The organism is Streptomyces sp. NPDC052301, from assembly GCF_044593395.1.
Taxonomy (GTDB): Bacteria; Actinomycetota; Actinomycetes; order Streptomycetales; family Streptomycetaceae; genus Streptomyces.
This window is the reverse complement of record NZ_JBIUBE010000015.1, coordinates 35,040-56,479: the sequence shown is the minus strand read 5'-3', so window position 1 is coordinate 56,479 and position 21,440 is coordinate 35,040. Positions and strand designations below refer to the sequence as shown.

The window sequence follows — 21,440 nt, the reverse complement described above, 5'->3', positions numbered from 1 at the left end:
GAAGCCGTGGCAAGAATGTGACGTACTACCCAACTACGGAGAAATGTCCAGTATTGGCCCGCCTGAGGCTTTCCGATGCCGTTAGGGGCGTGGCCGCTCTACGATCCGCGATAGAACGTGATGTGCCTCTCGTGGGCCGGGTCACCCGCCGGACCCCCTCCGGCTCTCTGCGGATCCCCGCCGCACCCGGTCGCCTCAGCCGCGCGCGACCACGTACAGGCTCTGCGTGCCGTGGCCGAGCGGGCCCTTCTCGTCGTGGAGAGTGGAGGCGGCCAGACCGATGCCCGCGCCGTCCACCATCGTCCGGGCGTCCAGACAGACCCACTCGCCCTCGGGATGGCGGTGCAGGCTGACGGTGAGGTCGGCGTTGATGAAGACGTAGCGGCGGAAGTCCAGCTCGGCACTGACCCCGTTGCCCGAATCGGCCGCCGTCAGCACCCGGCTGAGCGGCGCGATCTCCTCCCCCGCGACCAGGGGCACCCTCATGCGCATCCACGCCGTGGCGGGGCCCGGCTCGAGGAACGAACCGGCGGCGAAGCGCAGGTCCATCGCCGTGTGGTAGCCCTGGTCCCACGGAACCGGGAAGAATGCCTTCTCGGGCACGGCCCCGGGCCCGGGCACCTGCCGGCCCGGCGAGACCTGCGGTACCGAGTCCGGCGTAGCTTTCATCAGCAGCGCCGTCGCCCGCATCACGTCCTGGCCACCGTCGGGCGTCAGTACCGCCTCGAGGAGTTCGACGCTGCGCCCGGCGCGCAGCACGCGCGTGGTCACGGTCAGCGGCCGTATCGGCACCGGGCGCATGATCTCGTACGTGATCCGGGTGAGCCGCATGTCCGGCCGCGCGGCCGGCCGCTCCTCGACGGCCAGTGCGAGCAGTGCGGCCGGCGGGCCGGCGTGCTGGGAGTCGGCGTCCCAGGGCCCCCGGGTGTAGCCGGTGGGGAGGAACCGCTCGGGGGCCTCCCGCTCGTAGAAGGCCTCGGCCTGCGACGTCGCCATGACTGCCCCTTCCCTGCCGCGTGGACTGCGCCCCACCTTACTAAGCGCTTGTTCAGGCGCATGCATCGTGGGGAACACCCGCAGGCCTCCAGGAGAAGAGACCGGCCGGCTCACGAGGGGATGACCCCCGGCCGGAACGGCTCCACGCCGACGATGTGGCGCACTCGCTCCGGCACGACCAGGACGTGCACCCGCTGCTCGCCTTCGATCAGCCAGGGATACCCGTTCAGGCCCAGGTACTTGCGGGCCAGCCGGTCCATGCCGCGCTCGGCCTCCTCACCCTCCACCAGGCGCACCGCACGGCCGGAGATCTGCACCCGGTCGTAGGGGTTCTCGGTGTCGGCGTGCGAGAGGTGGACCCGGGAGTCGTTGCGGAGGTTCTCCTCCTTGATCCGGCCCACCGAGGTGTTGAAGACGATCAGCCCGTCCTCCAGTCCCACCCACATCGGCGTGACATGCGGTGCCCCGTCCGGCGTCACCGTGGCCACGTACCAGAAGTTCGGCTCCTCCAGGCGCTTGAGCACCTGCTCGTTCAACTCGGCCGTCATGGACCCTCCTTGTCGTCGCTCTGTCGGTGGGCGAGTGCATGATCGCTACCATGACACACGACACCGCCGACCGACTTCGGCTGCTCGCCCGTACCCACCTGCCTGAGCACCTCGCCCAGCGGTGGATCGGACTGCTGCGGCCCAGCCTGCGCCTGCACGGGCACACCGGAACGCCGACGGCCACCGTCGTCGGCCGGCTCGGCGGCCTGCCGCGACTCCCGGACGACGAGCCGTGGCCCGTGTGGCAGGGGCACGGGCCGCTGGCGTTCGTCGCCTCACTCGACTGCGGCCTGCTCCCGTCCGCCGACCTCGACATCGCGCTGCCCTCCGACGGCACCCTGGCCTTCTTCTACTTCGACGGGCAGCTCGACGACGGCTGTGCGGTGGTCGATCCGGGCGATCCCGACAGCTGGGGAGGCGCACGGGTGCTGTACATACCCGCGCACGTCCCTGTCGCCGAGCGCGCAGCGCCGCGCGGGATCCGGCCCAGTCCCGAAGTGCGACTGACGGCACACCTGGAGACGACCGCGCCCCAGCCGCATCACCCGGTGGTCTCGCGCGCGTTCGCCTCGACGCCCGACGACCACCGGGCGCGCCACCGGGACTTCGAGGAAGCTTTGTGGAACTTCTTCGAAGGCACCGAACACCGTGTCGGCGGCTACGCCACCCCGGTGCAGGGTGAGGTGGAACTCGAGGTGGCCCGCGGCGCCCTGGGCAGTCCGCCCTGGGACGACCCTCGCATCGACGAAGAGGCCTTGCGCTGGGTGCTGCTCGCGCAGTTCGACACGGACGACGACGCCGACATGATGTGGGGGGACTGCGGCGTCCTGTACTGGCTCATCCGCCCGGAGGACCTGGCCCGGCGCCGCTTCGACCGTGCGATGCTCACCTGGCAGTGCGGGTGACGGGCACCGGCCGCCGCGGCACGTGCCGGTCCGCGACCGCGGGAGGTCCCCTCAGACCCGCGCCGCCGTGCGGAGTTCGGCCAGCAGAGCGGGCCCCGTCCAGCTCTTCGCCGCGCCGGTCTCCGCCTCCTTCACCAGGGTCACCAGGCGGCCGTTGACCGGCGCCCGCAGACCGTGCCGGGCGGCCAGCGCAACGATCTCGCCCTGCAGCGTGTCGATCTCCGTGGGCCTGCCGCGCTGCAGGTCCTCCCACATCGAGGAGCGGGCGTGCGCGTCGATGCGCAGCGTCGAGGCCGCGACTGTGCGGAACAGCGCGTCCGGCAGACGCAGCACGTACGGGGTGAGCCGGGCCGGCGAAGGACCGAGCCGGACGGGGCGTATGCCCGCGGCGCGGTAGGTGGCGAGGGCCTCGGTGTGGCACATGGCCAGGCACAACCGGTACGGGCGCTGCCCCAGCTGTGTGCGCAGGGGCAGCCCGGACAGGGCGTTGACGGCGTTGTTGAGGTTCATCAGCAGCTTGGCGTGCTGCACCCCGGTGATGTCGCCGCGCGCCTCGACGGCCAGACCCGCCTCCCTGCAGGCGGTCATCAGGCCGGCCGCCTCCGGTGCGTCCTCCACCATCAGCGTGCCCGGCATCCCCTGGTGCACGGTGCCCGGCTCGGACTGCACCACGTTGTACGGCACCATCCCCGCCAGCACCCGGGCTTCGGGGAGAGCGGCACGCAAGGTGGCCGGATTGTGCAGCCCGTTCTGGAAACTGACCACCACCGCGCCGGGCTCGAGGTGGCCCGCCAGCTCCCGGGCGGCGGCCTCGGTGGCCGCGGTCTTCACGGTGACCAGCACGTAGTCCGCCCCGGCTGCGGCGTCGGGCGTGGTGGCGACGACCAGGCCGTCGGACGGCAGATGGCGGGGCGGGCGGCCGGAGCTGCTGAGCGTCAGGCCCTTCTGCCGCAGGACGTCCATCGCCGCCGGCCGGCCGATCAACGTGACGTCGGCGCCCGCGGCGGCAAGGCTGCCGCCGATGTGGCAGCCGATGCTGCCCGCGCCGAGGACGACGAATTTCCCACGGGGCTCGGACATGCGGTTCACTCCCGGAAGGCTCGGTGGAGGGTCCAGCATGGCCGAGGGCGGCCGCGGTGACCAGGGGTGATCAGGTGCTCCGCCGGCCGCTGGACCGACCGCTCCGGGAAGGCCCGTACGAGGGCGGCTGCCTGTTCCCGGGCCGCGCGGCTCGGCGGACGTCCCCCGTGGCACCGGGGACCTTCGGTGTCAGTGGTCTCCCGTACGGTCTGCGCATGGTTGATCAGTCAATCGCTCCGAGCTCGATACACGACTTCGCGACCTGGGAGCCCGTACTGCGGCTGCTGCGGGACCGCGGCGCACAGGCGCAGGCCGACCCGTCCGTCCACGCGGCGGGACGCATCGGCAGGCGAAGCTGGAGTCTGCCCGTGCAGCGGCAGGTTCCCGCGCCCGGTCGAGCCGTGCAGGCCGCGGACACGCGGGAGGAGTTCCAGGCAGTGGAGCGGGTGCAGCGCGGGCTCGTGGACGCCGGTCTCGAGAGCATCTCGTTCACCGCGCGGATCTCCCCTGCCGGAGAGGCTGCACTGAGCCTGCTCGGGCCCAGCCCCGCTGTGGAGTCCGGCATCGGCACCCCGCACCCGGGCGCCCTCATCCTGGTCGAGGGCGCCGTTCCGCAGCCCTGGCGCTGTCTTCCCGATCCGGTGCCCGGGGCCGTCCCCGCCCCTTCGGCGGATCCGGAGCTGCTGGAGCGGACGCTGCGTGAGCGGTTGCCCGACGCCGTCGGCGCGACGGAGGCGGAGATCTCCGCTGCCGAAGCCCGGCTCGGCATCACCCTGCCCGAGGAGCTCAAGGCGCTCTACCGGGTGACGCGGTCGCGGTGGGAGGACCGGACCGACGACTACGAGGCGGTGGTACGTCACGTCACGGTGGTCCGCTGTGAGCTCTTCCCGTTGGACGACCTGTACGTCGCCGACGCCGCGTCCCGCCGCTGTCCCTGGAGGTTCGCGGCGAAGGAAGCGGTCGTCACCCCGCCCGACGCCACAGTGCAGGGGCTCGTCGGTTCACCCGGCTGGATCGTCTTCGGGGACAACGGCGGCGGCGACCGGCTGGCGCTCGATCTGACACCCGGCCCCCGGGGGCACGTGGGACAGGTCATCATGCTCAGCCACGAGGAGAACATCGGCGCCGCTCTGGTCGCCGACTCGCTGACCGACCTGGTCATGGGCCGGCTCAGCGAGCCGACCGGCGGCCCGGCCGGGCACGAACGGCCCGCCGTGGCGCACGTCAACATCCGGAGCCTGCCCGGCATCGAGGCCGCCGCGCACCCGAGGCTGGAGGTCCTGTCCATCGGTGTCTGGGAAGCCGAGCCGCTCAGCCTCGCCCCGGTCGCCGGGTTGCCCCGCCTGCGCACCCTCAGCGCCTACCCGGGCACGCTCGCCGACCCTCTGGAGATCGCCGGGCTGACCGGACTGGAGTTCCTGGAACTCGGTCCGCGGGAATGGCGGGTCCTTCTCGACGCGGGGGCCGTCCCACCGGGCCTGTCGGCCGCAGCCATCACGGTGCAGCACGACCAGTCCCCCCTGTCGATCGTGGCCCTCGCCAATGAGCTCCTGGCCCTCTGGGACCGGCCCCAGATCATCCGGACCGTCCTCGAAGGCGACCTCGGACCCGTGTCGTAGCGAGCGGGCCCGGTCGTCGCACGGCACCGGGCCCCGCACAGGGGTCGGCGGACGCCCCCTTCCACGGATCAGCCGATGAGCGAGTGGAACTGCTCGAGCGTGCGGCGCCGCATGGTGAGGAAGGCGAGCCAGGAGCCGTCCACGCAGTGCAGCCGGAAACGGGCCATCAGCTGTGTCCGGGGCCGGCGTTCGACCCGCGTCACCCAGCCCCGCGGCACCTCCCAGACCGGGGTGCCGTCCAGGGGCTGGACCAGCCCGACACGCTGGTCGGTCACGCGCAGCAGCAGCGCGCCCGAGGTGCGCGGCATCCCCGCCGCGATGCTGCCGCCCCCGCCGGACTGCCCGCCCACGCTGCTGACCAGCCGGCCCGCGACGGCTCCGCCGACACCGATGCCCTTGGCGCTCTTGGCGGGGACGACGGTGCCGTACCCCAAGAGCCGCTCACCGGCGGCCAGTTGACTCAGGGCGGAACGCTCACGCAGGACGGACATACCCGTGATCATAGACGGCACAGCGACCCAAGGACTTTCGAGGAGGAGTGCTCCCCGTATGACGAAGAGGACTCAGGGCCCGGCCGAGGGACTCAGGACCCGGCCGAGGGGTGGGCCGGGCGGTCGGCTGTGACCAGCCACGACGTACTGCGCAGCCGCACCGTGCCGTCCGCCGCCACATGGTCCCGCAGATGGGCCGTCAGGGCACGGCGGGCACGGGTCCGAGCGGTCGTGTCGACCTGCTCCAGCAGATGGCGGCCGGGGCCCGTGCCCAGCAGGAACTCCGCCGCGTCCGCGGCCCCCTCGCCCCATGTCCCGTAGACCTGCGCCTGGTTGACGGCGATGCCGGTGAAGCCGGCGGCGGTGAGGATGTCGCGGATGCGGTCCGGTGCGGCCAGGGAGAACATGCCGGGCAGGCCCGGCGCTCCGAAGTCGCCCACCGGCAGGAGATCACGCAGTGACGCCACCGCAGCCACCCAGTCGTTGAGCGCGGCGTCCGCCGGGCAGACGAACGCCAGGCGCCCGCCGGGCCGAAGCGCCCGGCCGACGTTGCCGAAGGCAGCCACCGGATCAGCGAAGAACATCACCCCGTAGCGGCTGATCGCCGCATCGAACGCGCCCGCCTCGAAGGGATGCACCTGCGCGTCGCCTTGGACGAAGGAGGCGTTCCCGAGGCCCTCCTGCTCCGTCCGGGAGCGCGCCTCGGCCAGCATCGGGCCGGAGAGGTCCAAGCCCAGCACCCGGCCTCCCCGGGCCCGGCGCGCGGCGCGGCGGGTGGTCTGCCCGGAGCCGCAGCCGAGGTCGAGGACCTGGTGGCCGCCGGTGATGCCGGCGGCGTCGAGCAACGGCTCGTCGAAGCCTTCGTTCACGGCGTTCCAGCGGTCCTGATGGCGGGCCCAGTGCGCACCTTCGGGACCGTTCCACGCCTGCGCCTGCTCGGTGTTGACGACGTCCGACACGGTTCCTCCCGCGATGGATGACGGAGAATGGGCACGCGCCCAAACAGTATGGGCGCGTGCCCAAACTGGCAACCCCCCGCTAGCATCTGAGGAGTTGCCCCTGGAGAGAGAACGGGAGGTCCACCCATGTCACCGCGCGGAGTGGCGACGCCGGACGTGCGCGAGCGGCTGTTCGCAGCAGCCGAGCGCGTCGTGGAGAGGGGCGGCCCGGGCGCGCTCACCAGCCGGTCCGTCACCACGGAGGCGGGCTGTGCCAAGGGGTTGCTGCACGCGCACTTCGCGGGGTTCGACGAGTTCGTGGCCGAGCTGTGCCTGGACCGGTTCGCGCGAACAGCGGCGAAGGCGCAGGCCCTGTCGAGGCTCGCCGGGCAGGGCACCGTGGCACGGAACCTCGACGCCGTCGCCCTTGCGCTGTTCGACTCCGGTGGCCCCGCCATAGCCGGTGTCGCCATGACCCGTCCCGCGGCCGCGCTGCGCATCCGCAAGGCCCTGGAAGGCGGGGCACCCGGCTTCGCCGCGATCCAGGAGGCCATCACCGGCTACGTGGAGGAAGAACGCGAACTCGGCCGGGTGGCCGAGACCGTCGACCCGCACACCGTGGCGCTCGCCGTCGTCGGCACCGCCCACCACCTGCTGATGACCAGCTGGCCGGGCACACCCGACCCGCGGCCCGCCATGACGCGCCTGGTGGCCGCGCTCGTGGAGGGATGACGCGGCGGGTCGGCTGCCGCTTCGCGCCGACCGTCGAGGAGCGCGGCGCTCAGCTGCTGCGGAAGCGGCGGGCGGCAGCCACGAGTTCGGCGGGAAGTTCGGGACCGGCACATGCGTGGTCGATCAGCAGGTCCCGGTACGAGTCGTTCGGCAGGTCCGGCGCCAGCTCCACGAGTTCGTCCAGCGCGGCCGGCGAGCCGGTGAGCCGTGCCCGGTAGGCCGCCCCGGCCGCGCGGAGGGTGAGCTCGGTCGGCTCGTGCTCCAGGCCCTGTTCGATCAGCCCGACAGCGGCGGCGAAGTCGCCCTGCTCGGCTCGCACGTCGGCCAGGTCGAGGTAGAGCGACCAGTTGGCCGGATCCAGGTCGAGGGCGCGCTCGAACGCCGCAACGGTCTGTCCGGGATCACCCAGCTTGCGCCACGTGCCCGCCCGTACGACCTCCGTCAGCATGATCCGCTCGACGGCGTCCGCCTGGTCGCAGAGCGCGAACGACGCATCGGTGAGACCGCATGACCGCAGCAGGATCGCCATCCTGGCCAACGCCTCCGGCGACGGCTCGCGGGCGGAGACGACGTCGATGGCGTGGAACCAGGGCCGGAAGCGTTCCCGCATGCTGTCCGTGTCCAGATCGTGCCCATGGTCCGTCGTCCGCAGGGCGGCCTCGGCCAGCGCGCCGGTGCTCACCGCACCGAGGAATCGCTCATCGCCGAACCACGGGGCCCTGGCCCAGGCGATGTCGGGTCGCACCCCCGTGACCGATCCGACGGCCAGGGCGGCGTTGTCCATGTCGCCCTCGAGGAAGCTGATGCAGGACGACGCCAGGACCGTCCTCAAGGTGCGGGCGTGCCGCACGACGTCGGCCAGCTCCGACGGTCTGTCCCGCCACAGTTCGGCCAGCACCGCATAGGGCTCGGGATCCTCCGGCGCGGAGGCGATGGCACCGGCCACGTAGTCCACGGCCGCCGCCGGGCTGCCCCCGCAGTGGGCCAACACGCGGGCGATCCCTGTTCCACCTGCCACCGCTCGATTCGACACGGTGCGAGGGTATCCCTGGTCCCGACAGCGTCCGGTCCCGGGTAGGCGACCGGACCGGAGGGAGGCTCAGCGGGAGCGCGCCCGGTGCAGGCGGCGGCGTCCGGTGCGTGGTGGAGGTCCTGACGCGTCGGCGGCCCTGCGAGGAGGGGTCCACGCCCCCTCTACCGCTCGATCTGCCCGACCATCCGATGCGCGAGTGAGGCCTCGAGGCCATTGGGGCGGGCTTGACCTGCCCATGGCTCGGCCGATCTCCCGCGGCAGAACGATCACCATCAGTGGTTCACGTACAAGAACAGTGCACATATGGGTGTACGAAGTGGTGGCCACCGTGCCAGACTCGCCCAACGTCCTTGCGAGATGGGCTGCTTGTTGGAGGTCACCCATGAGCATGTCCCGGCGTGCTGTGCTGACGGTGGCGGCCGGCGCCACGGCGACCGCCGCCTCACCGGCACGGGCCGCGGAGGCGTCCGGCAACCGTGAGCCGGTGCCGGATCCGGCCGCGCTGCGTGCGGCGGCCGACTACGCGGTGGAGAAACTACGGACTGTCGCGCCGAGCGTGAGCGCCTTCCCCGTCGGGACGAAGTTCGAGAAGTGGGTGTACTCCCAGAACGGCGACTGGGTGGGAGGGTTCTGGCCGGGAACGCTGTGGATGGCGTACCTCTACAGCAAGGACGAGGAGTTCCGCACGCTGGCACTCGACTCGGCCCGCAGGCTCGCTCCACGCCGCTACGACACCACCACCCACGACCTCGGCTTCCTCTTCTGTCCCTCCTGGGTCACCGCCTGGCGGCTGACGGGCGAGGACAGCTGGCGCGCCGGAGCCCTCCAGGCAGCCGATTCTCTGATCCAGAGATACAACCCGCGCGGCCGCTTCATCCGGGCCTGGGGAGCGCTCGACGACCCGAAGAACGCCGGCCGCGTCATCATGGACACGATGATGAACCTCGACCTGCTGGCCTTTGCGAGCCGGCAGACAGGCGACGGTAAATACCTGCGCATCGCCGTGGAGCACGCCAGGACCGCCCAGCAGGTCTTTCCCCGCCCGGACGGCTCGACGCCCCACGTCTTCGACTTCGACCCCGACAGCGGCGCACCGATCGGCCCGAACACGGTCCAGGGCTACAGCCCCACCTCCTGCTGGTCCCGCGGGCAGGCCTGGGGCATCTACGGGTTCACCACCATGTACCGCCGCACCGGAGACCAGCAGTTCCTGTCCACGGCACGCAGACTCGCCGACTTCGCGGTGGGAGCGCTGAGCGCGGACCATGTCCCCGTGTGGGACTTCCGGGCGCCGCAACAACCGCACGACGTCAAGGACGCATCAGCGGGAGCGGCCATGGCCTGCGGGCTGCTCGACCTGTCGGCCGCGAGCGGCCGGCCCGCGTACCGGCAGGTCGCCGTGCGGATCCTCACCGCACTGTCGGAGACCTGCCTGACGAGGAAATCGTCCCGCGCGGAAGCGATCGTCGCCCGCTGCACCCGCAACCGGCCGGCGGAGGACGGGATCGAGATCTCCCTGCCGTACGCCGACTACTACCTGCTGGAAGGCATCATGCGGGTGCTGCAGCCGAAGGACGTCGACCGGGCCATCGACCTGTCGACCGTCTGACGGCCGCTGGGCTTCCGCCTGTCACGCGCCGGCGTCCACGAAGGGTCTCAGCGGGAGCAGCGGGCGAGGCTGGAGCCGTTCCTGTCGGCGGCGCCGGCCGGTGCTCGACGAGGGCGCCCCCAAGGCGCGGACACCTCGTGCGGTGGCGCCGGGGATCAGACGCCGGGACGGAACCGGAGTGCCGACCAGGTGTCGTCGACGGCGATCTGCCGCACGGGCCGTACTCCCCGCTCGGACAGCGCGGCGGCCAGGGTGTCGCGGTTCAGATCCGTGCCGAGCTTGCCGCCCTTGGGATAGGCCACCCAGGCGAGGGCGTCGCGCTGCGCGGCGGCGAGCACCGCCTGCGCATCCGCTTCGAGGAGGTCACCGGAGGTGGTCACGAAGGCGACCACCACATCGGCCGAGGCCGCGTCATCCGCGGCCTCGACCTCCAGGTGGACGTCGTCGGGCTTGCCCAGTACCGCGACGCTCTGACCGGGCTTGATCTGCAGCTTGCTGATGACGGACACCCTCTGATCCTCCCATTCGAGGCGTGGCGCCGCACGCTTCCTCAGCCACGGGTGCCCGTGCATCGGCCATGGCGCCGCCTGCGCCGGGGTCCGCCTCAGCTCGGGTCCACTCAAGAGCGTTCGCCAGTAGGTCACCGGATGCGGGGGCTTCGTGGGCGGTTGGGCCAGCGACAGAGAGGCCACGCCCGGCGGATGAGGTTACGGATGGTGATGATCGCGGTGATGCCTCGAGTGTCGAGGTCGGCGTGGACCGGCCGGCAGTCGTAGCCCGCGTCCGGGCTCGGCGCCGGTTGTTCGGAAAGTGGGCCCAGCGTCTTGGCGAGGTCGTCGTAGCGGTCGAGGGTGCCGGGCAGCAGAGCGTGCTCGCGGATGTTGGCTGGTGCGGGCTCGGTGACCGGTGGGATGCCCTGGGCATCGGTGAGCTGTGAACGTTTGACACCTTGTTCGGCCCGGTCGACGGGGCTCTTGCCCGCACACTCGGCGCCCGACGGAGCCTTGGTCCGGCAGCCATTGGCGGCGAGTTGTTCCAGGCCCAGGCCGATCATGCGGTCGTAGGCGGAGACCGCGGCCAGGCGCAGGGCCTCGCCGGCGCCGGCGGCTATCCACTCGTCACGGCGCCTGCGCAAGGTGGTCGCCGAGCACGTCGCGTCCGCCGCTCGCTCGTACCCCGTCCCGGAAACCAGCACCTCGATGAGCTTGTCGAAGATCACCTCGTTCGGGACGCGTCGACGATGGCATCCCAGTGGACGGGTAGTGACCCGCTGCGGCAGGGATGCAAGGAACACCTCGCGGATGGGAGCGATGATCAGCGATGGCACGACAGGCACATCTCCCCCTGCGAACACAGATCCTGCCCGATCCGGGGCGGCGTCGCCGTCTGCTCAGCGAGTGGCGTTCTCGGTGACCGGCTCCTTCTCGGCCGCTGGACGCTGTGTCGTGGTGGGGGAGCGCAGCAGAGTGGCGGCGAGGAGGAGAGCAGCGACGACGATGCACGAGCCGATGCGGAAGGCGAGTTGGTAGCCGCCCGTGAGTGCGGAGGTGGTGGTGGTCCCGTCGCCCAGCAGGGCATTGGCGTGCGAGGCGGCCAGGGTGCTGAGGGCCGCGAGGCCGAAGGCGCTGCCGACCTGCTGCATGGTGTTGAACATGCCGGAGGCGATCCCCGAGTCCTGGGGGGTGGCCGCTGACATCGCGAGCGTGGCCAGCGACGGCATCGCGAGGCCGAAGCCGATACCGAGCGGCAGCAGTGCGGGCAGGACGTCCACGAGGTAACTTCCGTCTGCCGGTACGCGGCCGAGGACTGCGAGGCCCGTCGCGATCAGGAAGAGTCCCGGAAGGAGTACGGCACGGGGGCCGAATCGTGAGATCAGCCTGGGTGAAAAGCCGAGCGACAGTGCGCCGATCGCGACCGAGACCGGGAAGATGCCGAGGCCGGTGTGGACCTCGTCGAAGCCGAGCACCTTCTGCAGGTAAAGCACGCACAGGAACTGGAAGCTGAACATCCCGGCCACCATGAGGGCCTGGATGCCCATCGCTCCTGAGACGTTGCGCGAGCGGAACACACGCAGGGGCAGGAGCGGGTGACTCGCCTTCGCCTGGCGGGTGACGAATGCCAGGAGCAGGGCGAGAGCCGCGGCGCCGAAGCCCAGTGTGTGCGCGGATGCCCAGCCGTAGCTGGTGGTCTCGACGATCGTGTAGACACCGAGCATCAGTGCGGAGGTGACCAGGAGCGCGCCCACGACATCGGCCTCCTCACCGAGGCCGGTGCCGTGCTCGGACGCGAGTATGCGCCCGGCCGACAGGGCGGCCACGATGCCGATCGGAACGTTGACGAAGAAGATCCAGTGCCAGCTGATGGTCTGCGTCAGGACACCGCCGGCGAGGAGACCCAACGAGCCACCGGCTGACTGGACGAAGCTGTAGACGCCGATGGCCTTGGCCCGTTCCTTCGGCTGTGGGAACAGCGTTACGACCATGCCGAGGGTGACGGCGGAGGTCACCGCGCCGCCGGTGCCCTGGACGAACCGAGAGGCGAGCAGCATTGCCGCATCCTGCGACACACCGCACAGCAGTGAGGCGGTGGTGAAGATGCTCAAGCCGGTGATGAAGACGCGTTTGCGCCCGATCAGGTCGCCGAGCCGACCGGAGAGCAGCAGCAGCCCACCGAAGGGGACCAGATAGACGTTGACCACCCAGGCCAGAGCCGAGGAGGAAAAACCGAGGTCCTGCTGGATGGCCGGCAGCGCCACGTTCACGATGGTCCCGTCGAGGATGACCATCAACTGACCGGCGCAGAGCACGGCCAAGGCCGCCCAACGCGATGTCTGCGCTGATGAGACGGTTCTGGGCACAAGCCCCCCTTCCAATGGTGCATGACTTGTTACAGCAGTCATCTTCTGTAACCATGACGGGCGGCGGAAGGAGGCACTTTCGTGTCACGCAGTCACACCGATGTGTCCGACCAGGTCAGCAACGAGGCGTGCCCGCTCACCGAGGTCCTCGACCATGTCGCGGGAAAGTGGAGCATCGGAATCCTCGTCGCCGCCGCGAACGGTCCGGTCCGGTTCACCGAGTTGGAACGCGCCATCAAGGGCATCAGCCGACGCATGCTCACCTTGAACCTGCGCAAGCTGGAACGCGACGGCCTGCTCATCCGGACCGTCTACCCCACCGTGCCGCCCAAGGTGGAATACAGCCTCACGTCCATGGCCCGCGAACTCCACGCGACCCTTACTGGGCTCGTCGGCTGGGCAGAACGCCACCGAGCCGACATCACCACCGCCCGCGCCACCTACGACGCCGCCGCATCGGATTCCTGACGCCTGCGGAGGGGCCCAGCAGGCGTTGAACGGTCACCTATCGGCGGACGCCCGTAGAACCCCTAACGAAATGATCTTCGAGGAGGTTGGACCACTCCGGGACTGATGAACCGGGGGTGCGGGGTGGCGCGGCCGAAGCCGTGGGAAGCCGACGACGCGCTATGGGCGGTGATCGAGCCGCTGCTGCCCAAGGTCGAGCGTCGGACCCGGCACCCGGGACGCAAGCGGCATCCAGACCGGCTGGTCTTCCAGGGCATCTTGTTTGTCCTGCATACCGGGATCTCCTGGGAGCATCTGCCGCAGGAACTTGGCTTCGGCTCGGGCATGACCTGCTGGCGCCGCCTGGCCGAGTGGTCCGAGGCCGAGGTGTGGCCCCGGCTGCACGAGGTCCTCCTCGCCAAGCTCCGCCGCGCGAACGCCCTGGACTTCTTCCGAGCGGCCGTCGACGGCTCCCACATCCGGGCGTTGAAGGGGGGTTCCAAGACGGGCCGAAGCCCAGTTGACCGTGGCAGAACCGGCAGCAAGCACCACCTGATCACCGACCCCACCGGAATCCCGCTCGCCGCCACCCTGACCGGTGGCAACCGCAACGATGTCACCCAGCTCATACCGTTGCTCGAAGCGGCGCCGCCGGTGCGGGGCAAGCGAGGCCGGCCTCGGCGCAGGCCGGACGTGGTGGTGGGCGACCGCGGCTACGATCACGACAAGTACCGCCGCAAGGTCAGGGATCTCGGTGTGAAGCCGCTGATCGCCCGCCGCGGCACCGAGCACGGCTCCGGTCTGGGCACTCAACGCTGGGTCGTGGAGCGCGCGTTCGCCCACCTGCACTGGTTCCGCCGCCTGCGGATCCGCTGGGAGATCCGCGACGACATTCACGAAGCCTTCCTCACCCTGGGGTCTGCACTCATCTGCTGGCGACGTCTGCGCTCACGCTGTTGGCCCCTCTAGCAAGTTGGACGAGCGGACTGCGGGTCGGGAGCGCATGCTGCTTCCTGGGCGGCCATAACCTCATCGCCGTGCTCGAAGGCCCATGCGCCGACGGCGTCGATGGGCGCCAACAAGGTCCGTCCCAGAGCGGTGAGCTGGTACTCGACCCGTGATGATGCGTCGGGGTGTGCCTGCCGATCGACCAGTCCGTTGAACTGCAGCCGCCGCAGCGTCTCGGTGAGGACCTTGGAGCTGATGCCCCCGATCCGCTCCCGCAGTTCGACCGGGCGTCTGGGGCCGTCGCGCAGCGCCCAGAGCACCACGGCGTTCCAGGTGTTGGAGAGCAGGTCGAAGGCGAGGCGGGCGCGGCAGTCGGCGAGGAAGGCGTCGGTCGTCACGTACCAAATGGTGCCCGAACGGCCTTCTAGCGTCGGTACGAACCGTCAAAGCAGGCACGGAGAGGGAACGCGTGATGAGAATCGGCGTACTGGGAACGGGCAACATGGCTGACGCGCTCGCCACCCACTGGGTGCGGGCCGGGCACGAGGTGATCATCGGGGGACGGGACGCACACAAGGCGGAGCGGCTCGCGACGCGCATCGGAGGGAGCGTGAAGCCTGCCAGTCTGTGCGCGGCGGCCGAGTCCGGTCAGGTGGTACTGGCCGCGTTGCCCTTCGGGGCGGGAGTAGACGTGGCACGGGACCTGCACGCAGCCCTGGAGGGCAAGGTGCTGCTCGACTGCTCCAACCCGGTCGGGCCGGGCTTCCGGCTGCTGACGGAAGGAGGCCCCTCAGCCGCGCAGCAACTTGCCGCGGCGGCACCGGGAGCCCACGTGGTCAAGGCTTTCAATCTCTGCCACGAGGACGTGTGGCGCATGCGGCCGCCCGTCTTCGACGGGCGACCACTGGCCGTGCCCATCTGCGGGGACGACGAGACGGCCGTCGCGCGTGTACGCGAGTTGGTGCAGGACGTGGGCTGCAAACCCGTTGCTGGAGGCGGTCTCGAACGGGCAGGGCTCCTGGAAGCAACCGCCGCGCTGTTCATCGCCCTGTGGGTAGGCGAAGGGGCGGATGCGCAAGCAATCGCGCCTCCGCTGGCATACGCGGCCGGACCGAGCCGCCAGGAAACGGAAGGCGGCACGGGGGCTTTCCGTTAGGGGTTCTTAGGGGTTTCGTTCGGTCGGAAGAGGTCGGGACGCTCGCTCGCGGCGTCGGAAGCCCGGCCGCGTACACCTGGACCCTCATCCCATGCACCCCCACGCACTCGCACCATCATCAGCGCGGTCGAGCTGTGCGACCGTGCTCCTCAGGTCCACCGACTTTCCCGGGGCTCGCGGCCGTCCTCGTCGGCGCTGCCGACGGTGTAGACGCCCTTGGTCTTCACCTCGGTGACGCCACGTCCCTCGGGGAACACCGCGCGCCGGTCACCGATCACATGGAGTTCGTCGGTGCCCATGACACGGACGACCATCAGACCCTCGTCGTAGGCGCGGTGGGCCTTCCACCACAGGTTCACGAACGCCTGGGAGCGGATCAGGTGCATCCAGTCGGTGCGGTACAGCTCCCGGTTGTAGTTCGACTCCCCCATCGTGGAGACGAACTTGGAGTACATGGCCTTGACGTACTCCAGCGTCACCTCGTCGTCGGCGGCGATCGCCCGGTCGCGGGCGTCCTTCAATGCGACGCGGAACTTCTCCAGGAGGCCTTCGGTGGCACCCGAGGTCCAGGACTCGTGGATCTCGGGCGGGGCGCACAGCTCGTACTTCGGGCCCGACAGCCGCAGCAGCAGGCGCAGGGTCGGTTCGGTCACCCACAGCGGTCCGGGCTCGTCCCTGCTGCCGATCGGGTGGGGCAGGTAGGCGTCGTGGTCCCAGCCGGGCGGGGTGATCAGGTGAACGCCGGCGCGACGGCGGTCGTGCTGGTTGCCGGTGGAGTGTTCCAGCTGGCCGAGCGGCAGATGGGTCTTGAGGGCGGACAGGTAGGCGCCGTTGACGTCGAGCGCGGTCACCTCGTGCTCGCCGGGCGGCAGTTCGGTCCGTGACCACTTGGGCCTGCCCTCCCAGATCTGGTCGGCGCCGCGGGCGGTCTGCTTGCGCAGGATGTCGGGCAGCCACGGGTGGGCGACGACGTCGTACCGGCCGCCCTTGCGGGTCTCGTCCAGCAACGCCACCGCGTCCGGGATCGCCCGCTTCACCAGCGCTGCGGTGGCCGCTTCGACATCGCCGGCATGTGCGGCGAGGGCGGCCGTGACGGCGGAGCCGATCAGGTCCGGGGTGTCGGCCGTCTTCAGGCGGCGGCCGACGGGCACGACCTTGACCGCACGCGCCGCGGCGCCGACCTGCCCGCCGGGGGGCGTGGGGCGCTGCGGTGGGGTGCGTCGCGCCGGTTGCTCAGGGGGCGTGGGCCCGGCCGTCCGCTGGAGCGCGGTTGCGGGCGCGGCCGTCGACTCGGGCGTGCCGCACTCGGCAGGGTCCAGGTGCTGCGGGAATCCCGCGACCTGGTGGTGGGCGGGCTGTCCGCACAGGGCACAGGGTTCGGGCGAGGACAGTGCCGCGTCGTCGTGGGGGCCTGTGGCCTGCGCGGCGGTGTCCGGGGGCGTCGGCCTCGCTCTCCTCGGCCGCAGCGTTCTCGGCCGGCGTGTTCCCGGCCGCGAAGGCGGCCGGTTTCGTCCGCGCTCCTTCGAGGAAGTAGGCGTACTTCTCGCGTACTTCTCCGCTTGGGTCCCGGCCGGACTCCCAGCCTCCGACCGTGAACGGGCTGACGTTCAAGGCCTGCGCGAGCTGCGTGCGCGAGAGATCGAGCCCTTCGCGCAGGGCGCGCCGCTCCTCGGCGGAGGGCAGCGGGGCCTCCTGCTTGGCGCCGGCGAGCAGGGCGTCGATGGCGTCGAAGTCGGTCACCGGGCTCCCCCGTCCTGTCGGGCCGCGGTGCGAGCGGGGTCGGCGAGGCGGCCGGGAATGCGACGGCGCGCCGGGGGCAGTGACTCGGTGGCCCGGGTCGGGCCCGCCATCAGGTCGAGGACATCGATGCCGTAGTGCGCGGCGACCGCGTCCACGCGGCCGTACCGGACTGACGGCGGCTGACCTGCGCCTGGCTCACTCCCAACGCGGCGGCGAGATGGGTCTGCGACTCGCCGGTCGCATGCAGGAGCGCCGCCACCGCGGACCGCACCCGATCATCGAGGCTCATGCCCATGGCGTACGCAGCACGCCGGGAAGGCAGCCGATGCGATACGGAGGTCGGGCCGAGGCGTGGGCGGCGGTGCCGGCGGCCCAGGAGGCAAGCAGGCGCGGGCCGTCGTGGGTGGGGGGCAGGGTTCCGCGGTCCACACGATGAGGTCGGCCGGGGTCGATACCGGCGGTGAGGGTGTCCCAGTCCAGGGTGAGCTGTACCAGGGCTCCCGCGCCCGCAGCCACTGGCAGCCCGCACATCCTGGCCAATCCCGCCCCGGCCGACCGACGGGAGTGGCCGCCCCGTTGACGAGGTGTCGGCTCTCGGCGAGAAAATAGTAGCCATGGCTATAGTAGCCATGTACTGTACTTATCGTCGAGAACGAGAAGGAGCAGTCACATGACCACCACAGCACCCACGGTCAACGGCCGAGTCATCGCCCTGGCGCACTACGCCGGGCGCGCCCTCCTGGAAGGCGTGCTGGCCCGCCACGGCGCCACGTTCCACCACAGCGTGACGCTCCGGGCCGTCGTGGTCGCGGGCGAGGTCGTCGGCCGCGACGAACTCGTCGCCGACGTCGCCGGCTCACTGAAGACCGACGCGTCGGTCGTGCACGACGTCGTGGAGGAACTGACGGCCGCGAGGCTGCTGGACGTCGACACCGCGGACGCGTCCCGGATACGGCTCACGGACGCCGGATGGGACCTGTACGAGAACACCACCGCCGAGACCGCCGAGATCTCCGCCCGGCTGTACGCCGGCATTCCGGCCGAGGACCTGGCGATCGCGGGCCGCGTGCTGGCGCTGGTCACGGAGCGGGCGGACGCCGAACTGGCCGGCGGCTGAGCTCCACGGCCCCTCCGGGGGCCAGGCCTCACCGCCTGTGGGACACCCCCGACTCGATGAGGTGGCCCTTGGCCACCCGGCCGCCGCACCGTCCGTCGATCAGGCGCGCGACACACCCCGACAGCCCTTCCCTGGCGGCTTCCGGCAGCGCCCGGTGGCCGGAGTAGGTGCACAGCACGTCCAGGTACTCGGCGGTGGTGTACGTGCGCGGTCGAGCCAGTGGAACGAGTGGGTCATGCCCCCAGGTCCTCCGTCACGGGCAGGCACTCGGCGAGCAGGTCGACGACGTCGCGCCAGGCTCGCTGCGCGTGCGGTGGGTGGTAGCCGACACCGGGGACCACGGGGTGGTCGACCGGCGGGTGGTGGAAGGCGTGCAAGGCGCCGCCGTAGACCGCGAGGCGCCAGTCGACGCCCGCGGCCTGCATCTCGGCGGTGAACGCGTTTCGTTGCGCGGGCGGCATGATCGGGTCTTCCGATCCGACCCCGGCCCACACCGGGCAGCGGATGCGCGCCGCCTCGCCCGGTCGGCCCGTGGTGGTTGCGTTGACTGTCCCGATCGCGCGCAGGTCGACGCCGCCTCGCCCGAGTTCCAGCGCGATGGCGCCCCCGGTGCCGTAGCCGATGGCGGCGATCCGGTCGGGGTCGGTCCGGGGCTCCGTGCGCAACTCGTCGAGTGCCGCGTGGCCGATGCGCCGCATCCGGTCGGGATCAGCGAGCAGCGGCATGCAACGGGCCAGCATCTCCTCGGGGTCACCCAAGTAGCGCCCGCCGTGAAGGTCGAAGGCCAGCGCTACATATCCCAGCCCGGCGAGAGCATCGGCCCGGCGGCGCTCGACGTCGCTGAGCCCCATGCCCTCTGGTCCGAGCAGCACCGCGGGCCGACGGTCGACACCGGCCGGGAGCGCGAGGTGCCCGATCATCGTCAAACCGTCGGCCGGGTACTCGACCGTACGCGTCGTAATCGTCGCCATGAGACTGGACTGTAGTGATCGTCGAGCTCGGTCCGGCCGGTGTTCTGCCGCCGGCAGAGCAGCGTAGGTGTCCCTCTGAAATACGGGACGGGCCCGGCGCTCAGGGCTTCAAGATCATCCCGTTGCCCTTTTGGCGCATGTCTCGGTCATCGCCGGCGAGGCTCTGCTCACCTTCACGCGCTGGGCACTGATCCAGATTCCGTTGAGTCCCCTTCCTACGGAGTAGCAGGTTCAGGGAGGCCAGCTCGGCCGTGGTAACCCGGTGGTAGCTCAGAGCCTCCGCGACGACCGGGGCGGGCATCTCCAGCACGTGCTGACGGATCGCGGCAGCGCGGCCGGCGGTGGTGGGAATGCCGAGGTCGTTGAGGAGGGCCGCAAGGACATCGGGGCGGAGCGGTTGCCCGGCTCGGCGGCCCGGGAACAGCCACCGGCAGGCGTGGTTGGTCGCGGTGTTCATGTTGTCCCGGCGGTCGATCCAGCGGAGCAGAAGTTCCGCGAGCGGTTCGGGAACGGGGGACGGCGGCTCGCCCAGCCGAAGAACCGTCTGCTCTTCGGCGTGGGCGACGTCGTCCAGGGTGAGGCGGACGACGCTGAACCCCGCCTGATCAAGGGCCGCACCCGCGGGCCTGTGTTCGTCACCCACCGCAAGCCGGACCCCGGCAAGGTCGTCAGCCCGCGCGACGTCTGCCCGGACACCGGACTCGCGCGGCTGTCGTACGGGCAGGCTCGCGCCATGCAATCCGACTGGACCTCGGTCAGTCGATGCCTTCGACGATGCGGAAGTCGCGCTCGACGCCGTCGGAGAGGGCGACCAGCGCCTCCTGGTAGGCCGCGCTCTCGTGCGCCGCGACGGCCTGCTCGAAGCTGTCGAACTCGATCAGGACGGTGCGCTCGGCGATTCCGGCGTCATGCGCCACGACCCGACCGCCACGGACGAGGACACGACCGCCCCCGGCCTCGACGGCCGGAGCGGCCAGCTTGTTGTAAGCAGCCAGCTTCTCAGGGTCTGAAATGGTGCGGTAGACGCTGACCCAGTAGCCCTTGGGCATGGAACCTCCAGTGGTGGGATGAGTGCATCTGACTTACGGGTTGGTCTCGGACGAGCGACGGCGGGCGAGCGCGAGGCTTGTCAGCGTCGTGATCGCCATGGCGCCGATGCCGACCAGCGCCGCGGTGGTGTAGGCGCTGTCGTCGGGGAAGAGGTGGCCGGGGCCGGTGCCCGCGGCGAGGATCAGGCCGCCGATGGCGCTACCCAGGGAGTACCCGACGCTACAGTTCCGCGTCCTCGTCGCAGGTCCGGCGGGCGATCACCCTCCCGGCCGTCGACCGGCCCCTGCTCGTCGGACCACCTCCGCCCGCATCCCTTCCGGCAGGCCCAACAAGCGCAGGGAGTCGGGCAGTTCGTGGCCGGGCAGGGCGGCCGACCCTGCCGCCTCCCGGAAGCGGGCCTCGGCCCCGGAGGGGTCCCCGTCGGTCTGGGCGATCCGGGCGAGGCCGACCAGGGTGCGGACGCGGTTGCCGATCCCCTTCACCCAGTGCGGGTCGAGCCGCTCCAGCGCCCGGGTGTACAGCCGGTGTGCCGTGGCCGTGTCCCCGTCCTGCAGCGCGATGTCCGCGAGCCCGCGCCGGGCCGCCGCCAGCGCGCGCTCGCTGCCGGCCCTGCGGGCGTACTCGGCGGCCCGGTCGTAGTCGGTGCGGGCCGCCCCGGGGTCGGCGGGCATCCGCAGGTCGCCGCGGTTGACCAGGAGGTCGGCGCAGTCCTCCAGGGCGCCGAGTTCCTCGGCGAGGCCCAGCGCCTCGTCGATGAGCGCGGCGGCCTCCGTGGCCGCGCCCCGTGCACCGGCCAGGCCGGCCAGCGCGTCCAGGGCCAGCGCGGCACCCCAGCGCTCGCCCAGCGCCCGGAACGTCTCCACCGCCGTCCGGAAGCCCTGCTCGGCCGCGGGGAAGTCGCCGTCGCCGAACGGGCCGTAGGCGGCGACGTAGTGCCCGGCGGCCCTCGTCCAAGGGTCGGAGCGGTCGCGCTGGGCGGAGACGAGGGCGTGTGCGGCGGGCGCGTCGCCGTCGGCCGCCTGATGTGTCATCCAGGGCAGCAGCCCGGCCGGCCACCGGCCGGAGTCCGCCTTCGACCAGGCGGCGGTCAGCGCGCGGCCCGCGGTCTCACGGTGGCGGGGGGGGGCCGGGCGGCCCCCCCCGCCCCCCCCGCCCCCCCGCCCGCACACCCCCGACACCACCCCCACCCCCCCCCGGGGGTGG

22 protein-coding genes and 4 pseudogenes are annotated in these 21,440 nt (G+C 71.3%); 9 read left to right on the top strand and 17 right to left on the bottom strand.

Annotated elements, in window-relative coordinates; genetic code table 11:
* Positions 1–195: 195 nt before the first annotated feature.
* Positions 196–996, bottom strand: coding sequence for a thioesterase family protein (locus ACIHEJ_RS32770; protein ID WP_400140957.1), 801 nt, complete (start codon positions 994–996; stop codon positions 196–198).
* A 110-nt stretch (positions 997–1,106) separates the two neighbouring features.
* Complete coding sequence (locus ACIHEJ_RS32765; protein WP_400140956.1) at positions 1,107–1,544, bottom strand: PPOX class F420-dependent oxidoreductase; 438 nt, start codon at positions 1,542–1,544, stop codon at positions 1,107–1,109.
* Positions 1,545–1,594: 50 nt separating this feature from the next.
* On the opposite strand from ACIHEJ_RS32765, the gene ACIHEJ_RS32760 reads away from it, so the two are divergent.
* Positions 1,595–2,449: a YwqG family protein gene (locus ACIHEJ_RS32760; RefSeq protein ID WP_400140954.1), complete on the top strand. Its 855-nt coding sequence runs from the start codon at positions 1,595–1,597 to the stop codon at positions 2,447–2,449.
* A 51-nt stretch (positions 2,450–2,500) separates the two neighbouring features.
* Here ACIHEJ_RS32760 and ACIHEJ_RS32755 read toward each other — a convergent pair whose 3' ends face one another.
* On the bottom strand, positions 2,501–3,529 hold the full coding sequence (locus tag ACIHEJ_RS32755; protein WP_400140952.1) for a 2-dehydropantoate 2-reductase: 1,029 nt from the start codon (positions 3,527–3,529) through the stop codon (positions 2,501–2,503).
* A 215-nt stretch (positions 3,530–3,744) separates the two neighbouring features.
* Here ACIHEJ_RS32755 and ACIHEJ_RS32750 point away from each other — a divergent pair, with 215 nt between their 5' ends.
* The gene (locus ACIHEJ_RS32750; RefSeq protein ID WP_400140950.1) at positions 3,745–5,148 is read left to right on the top strand and encodes an SMI1/KNR4 family protein; all 1,404 of its coding nucleotides are present in this window, start codon (positions 3,745–3,747) and stop codon (positions 5,146–5,148) included.
* A 68-nt stretch (positions 5,149–5,216) separates the two neighbouring features.
* On the opposite strand, the gene ACIHEJ_RS32745 is transcribed toward ACIHEJ_RS32750, so the two are convergent.
* Both ACIHEJ_RS32745 and ACIHEJ_RS32740 read right to left on the bottom strand, forming a co-directional pair.
* Positions 5,217–5,639 (bottom strand): hypothetical protein, encoded by a 423-nt coding sequence (locus ACIHEJ_RS32745; protein ID WP_400140948.1) that lies wholly within the window; start codon positions 5,637–5,639, stop codon positions 5,217–5,219.
* Positions 5,640–5,731: 92 nt separating this feature from the next.
* Positions 5,732–6,598 (bottom strand): class I SAM-dependent methyltransferase, encoded by an 867-nt coding sequence (locus tag ACIHEJ_RS32740; protein ID WP_400140946.1) that lies wholly within the window; start codon positions 6,596–6,598, stop codon positions 5,732–5,734.
* A gap of 126 nt (positions 6,599–6,724) precedes the next feature.
* Between ACIHEJ_RS32740 and ACIHEJ_RS32735 the strand changes: the two genes are divergently transcribed.
* Positions 6,725–7,309 carry a TetR/AcrR family transcriptional regulator gene (locus ACIHEJ_RS32735; RefSeq protein WP_400140944.1) on the top strand — a complete coding sequence of 195 codons (585 nt, stop codon included), beginning with the start codon at positions 6,725–6,727 and terminating at the stop codon, positions 7,307–7,309.
* Between the two features lie 49 nt (positions 7,310–7,358).
* Here ACIHEJ_RS32735 and ACIHEJ_RS32730 read toward each other — a convergent pair whose 3' ends face one another.
* Positions 7,359–8,342: a tetratricopeptide repeat protein gene (locus tag ACIHEJ_RS32730; protein ID WP_400140942.1), complete on the bottom strand. Its 984-nt coding sequence runs from the start codon at positions 8,340–8,342 to the stop codon at positions 7,359–7,361.
* Positions 8,343–8,724: 382 nt separating this feature from the next.
* Between ACIHEJ_RS32730 and ACIHEJ_RS32725 the strand changes: the two genes are divergently transcribed.
* The gene (locus ACIHEJ_RS32725) at positions 8,725–9,951 is read left to right on the top strand and encodes a glucuronyl hydrolase (RefSeq protein WP_400140940.1); all 1,227 of its coding nucleotides are present in this window, start codon (positions 8,725–8,727) and stop codon (positions 9,949–9,951) included.
* 155 nt (positions 9,952–10,106) lie between these two features.
* Here ACIHEJ_RS32725 and ACIHEJ_RS32720 read toward each other — a convergent pair whose 3' ends face one another.
* From ACIHEJ_RS32720 to ACIHEJ_RS32710, 3 genes are all read right to left on the bottom strand, one after another.
* On the bottom strand, positions 10,107–10,460 hold the full coding sequence (locus ACIHEJ_RS32720) for a hypothetical protein (RefSeq protein WP_400140938.1): 354 nt from the start codon (positions 10,458–10,460) through the stop codon (positions 10,107–10,109).
* A 131-nt stretch (positions 10,461–10,591) separates the two neighbouring features.
* Entirely contained in the window at positions 10,592–11,287 is a 696-nt protein-coding gene (locus tag ACIHEJ_RS32715) for an IS5/IS1182 family transposase (RefSeq protein ID WP_400141236.1), read from the bottom strand.
* A 54-nt stretch (positions 11,288–11,341) separates the two neighbouring features.
* Positions 11,342–12,736, bottom strand: a complete 1,395-nt coding sequence (locus ACIHEJ_RS32710; RefSeq protein ID WP_400140936.1) for an MFS transporter — start codon at positions 12,734–12,736, stop codon at positions 11,342–11,344.
* Positions 12,737–12,889: 153 nt separating this feature from the next.
* On the opposite strand from ACIHEJ_RS32710, the gene ACIHEJ_RS32705 reads away from it, so the two are divergent.
* A complete protein-coding gene (locus tag ACIHEJ_RS32705) occupies positions 12,890–13,276 on the top strand; it encodes a winged helix-turn-helix transcriptional regulator (RefSeq protein ID WP_400140934.1) in 387 nt (128 codons plus the stop codon).
* 123 nt (positions 13,277–13,399) lie between these two features.
* Positions 13,400–14,224, top strand: a complete 825-nt coding sequence (locus tag ACIHEJ_RS32700; RefSeq protein WP_400140932.1) for an IS5 family transposase — start codon at positions 13,400–13,402, stop codon at positions 14,222–14,224.
* Here the strand turns inward: ACIHEJ_RS32700 and ACIHEJ_RS32695 are convergent.
* Complete coding sequence (locus tag ACIHEJ_RS32695; protein ID WP_400140930.1) at positions 14,221–14,601, bottom strand: winged helix-turn-helix transcriptional regulator; 381 nt, start codon at positions 14,599–14,601, stop codon at positions 14,221–14,223. The genes ACIHEJ_RS32700 and ACIHEJ_RS32695 overlap by 4 nt on opposite strands.
* A 74-nt stretch (positions 14,602–14,675) precedes the next feature.
* Between ACIHEJ_RS32695 and ACIHEJ_RS32690 the strand changes: the two genes are divergently transcribed.
* Positions 14,676–15,359, top strand: coding sequence for an NADPH-dependent F420 reductase (locus ACIHEJ_RS32690; RefSeq protein WP_400140928.1), 684 nt, complete (start codon positions 14,676–14,678; stop codon positions 15,357–15,359).
* A 149-nt stretch (positions 15,360–15,508) separates the two neighbouring features.
* On the opposite strand, the pseudogene ACIHEJ_RS32685 reads toward ACIHEJ_RS32690, so the two are convergent.
* Together ACIHEJ_RS32685 and ACIHEJ_RS32680 are read right to left on the bottom strand one after the other, a co-directional pair.
* Positions 15,509–17,099 (bottom strand): annotated as a pseudogene (locus ACIHEJ_RS32685) (helix-turn-helix domain-containing protein).
* Positions 17,096–17,394 (bottom strand): annotated as a pseudogene (locus ACIHEJ_RS32680) (XRE family transcriptional regulator). Before ACIHEJ_RS32680 ends, ACIHEJ_RS32685 begins: the two co-directional pseudogenes overlap by 4 nt.
* 375 nt (positions 17,395–17,769) lie before the next feature.
* Here ACIHEJ_RS32680 and ACIHEJ_RS32675 point away from each other — a divergent pair.
* The gene (locus ACIHEJ_RS32675; protein ID WP_400140926.1) at positions 17,770–18,216 is read left to right on the top strand and encodes a MarR family transcriptional regulator; all 447 of its coding nucleotides are present in this window, start codon (positions 17,770–17,772) and stop codon (positions 18,214–18,216) included.
* 28 nt (positions 18,217–18,244) lie between these two features.
* Here the strand turns inward: ACIHEJ_RS32675 and ACIHEJ_RS32670 are convergent.
* From ACIHEJ_RS32670 to ACIHEJ_RS32660, 3 genes and pseudogenes are all read right to left on the bottom strand, one after another.
* Positions 18,245–18,421 (bottom strand): annotated as a pseudogene (locus ACIHEJ_RS32670) (SAM-dependent methyltransferase); the annotation flags it as partial.
* Between the two features lie 28 nt (positions 18,422–18,449).
* Positions 18,450–19,187, bottom strand: a complete 738-nt coding sequence (locus ACIHEJ_RS32665) for a dienelactone hydrolase family protein (protein WP_400140924.1) — start codon at positions 19,185–19,187, stop codon at positions 18,450–18,452.
* A 100-nt stretch (positions 19,188–19,287) separates the two neighbouring features.
* Complete coding sequence (locus ACIHEJ_RS32660) at positions 19,288–19,830, bottom strand: hypothetical protein (protein ID WP_400140922.1); 543 nt, start codon at positions 19,828–19,830, stop codon at positions 19,288–19,290.
* Between ACIHEJ_RS32660 and ACIHEJ_RS32655 the strand changes: the two are divergent.
* Positions 19,783–19,944 (top strand): annotated as a pseudogene (locus ACIHEJ_RS32655) (site-specific integrase); the annotation flags it as partial. The gene ACIHEJ_RS32660 and the pseudogene ACIHEJ_RS32655 overlap by 48 nt on opposite strands.
* Here ACIHEJ_RS32655 and ACIHEJ_RS32650 read toward each other — a convergent pair.
* Entirely contained in the window at positions 19,943–20,236 is a 294-nt protein-coding gene (locus ACIHEJ_RS32650) for a DUF1330 domain-containing protein (RefSeq protein WP_400140920.1), read from the bottom strand. The pseudogene ACIHEJ_RS32655 and the gene ACIHEJ_RS32650 overlap by 2 nt on opposite strands.
* A 258-nt stretch (positions 20,237–20,494) precedes the next feature.
* Positions 20,495–21,268 (bottom strand): hypothetical protein, encoded by a 774-nt coding sequence (locus ACIHEJ_RS32645; RefSeq protein WP_400140918.1) that lies wholly within the window; start codon positions 21,266–21,268, stop codon positions 20,495–20,497.
* Positions 21,269–21,440: the final 172 nt, after the last annotated feature.

Coding starts and splice junctions, on each gene's coding strand:
- ACIHEJ_RS32755 (WP_400140952.1), bottom strand. CDS start 3,529: ATGTCCGAGCCCCGTGGGAAATTCGTCGTCCTCGGCGCGGGCAGCATC.
- ACIHEJ_RS32675 (WP_400140926.1), top strand. CDS start 17,770: ATGACCACCACAGCACCCACGGTCAACGGCCGAGTCATCGCCCTGGCG.
- ACIHEJ_RS32745 (WP_400140948.1), bottom strand. CDS start 5,639: ATGTCCGTCCTGCGTGAGCGTTCCGCCCTGAGTCAACTGGCCGCCGGT.
- ACIHEJ_RS32645 (WP_400140918.1), bottom strand. CDS start 21,268: ATGACACATCAGGCGGCCGACGGCGACGCGCCCGCCGCACACGCCCTC.
- ACIHEJ_RS32770 (WP_400140957.1), bottom strand. CDS start 996: ATGGCGACGTCGCAGGCCGAGGCCTTCTACGAGCGGGAGGCCCCCGAG.
- ACIHEJ_RS32750 (WP_400140950.1), top strand. CDS start 3,745: ATGGTTGATCAGTCAATCGCTCCGAGCTCGATACACGACTTCGCGACC.
- ACIHEJ_RS32650 (WP_400140920.1), bottom strand. CDS start 20,236: ATGCCCAAGGGCTACTGGGTCAGCGTCTACCGCACCATTTCAGACCCT.
- ACIHEJ_RS32760 (WP_400140954.1), top strand. CDS start 1,595: ATGACACACGACACCGCCGACCGACTTCGGCTGCTCGCCCGTACCCAC.
- ACIHEJ_RS32690 (WP_400140928.1), top strand. CDS start 14,676: ATGAGAATCGGCGTACTGGGAACGGGCAACATGGCTGACGCGCTCGCC.
- ACIHEJ_RS32735 (WP_400140944.1), top strand. CDS start 6,725: ATGTCACCGCGCGGAGTGGCGACGCCGGACGTGCGCGAGCGGCTGTTC.
- ACIHEJ_RS32765 (WP_400140956.1), bottom strand. CDS start 1,544: ATGACGGCCGAGTTGAACGAGCAGGTGCTCAAGCGCCTGGAGGAGCCG.
- ACIHEJ_RS32665 (WP_400140924.1), bottom strand. CDS start 19,187: ATGGCGACGATTACGACGCGTACGGTCGAGTACCCGGCCGACGGTTTG.
- ACIHEJ_RS32710 (WP_400140936.1), bottom strand. CDS start 12,736: ATGGTCATCCTCGACGGGACCATCGTGAACGTGGCGCTGCCGGCCATC.
- ACIHEJ_RS32725 (WP_400140940.1), top strand. CDS start 8,725: ATGAGCATGTCCCGGCGTGCTGTGCTGACGGTGGCGGCCGGCGCCACG.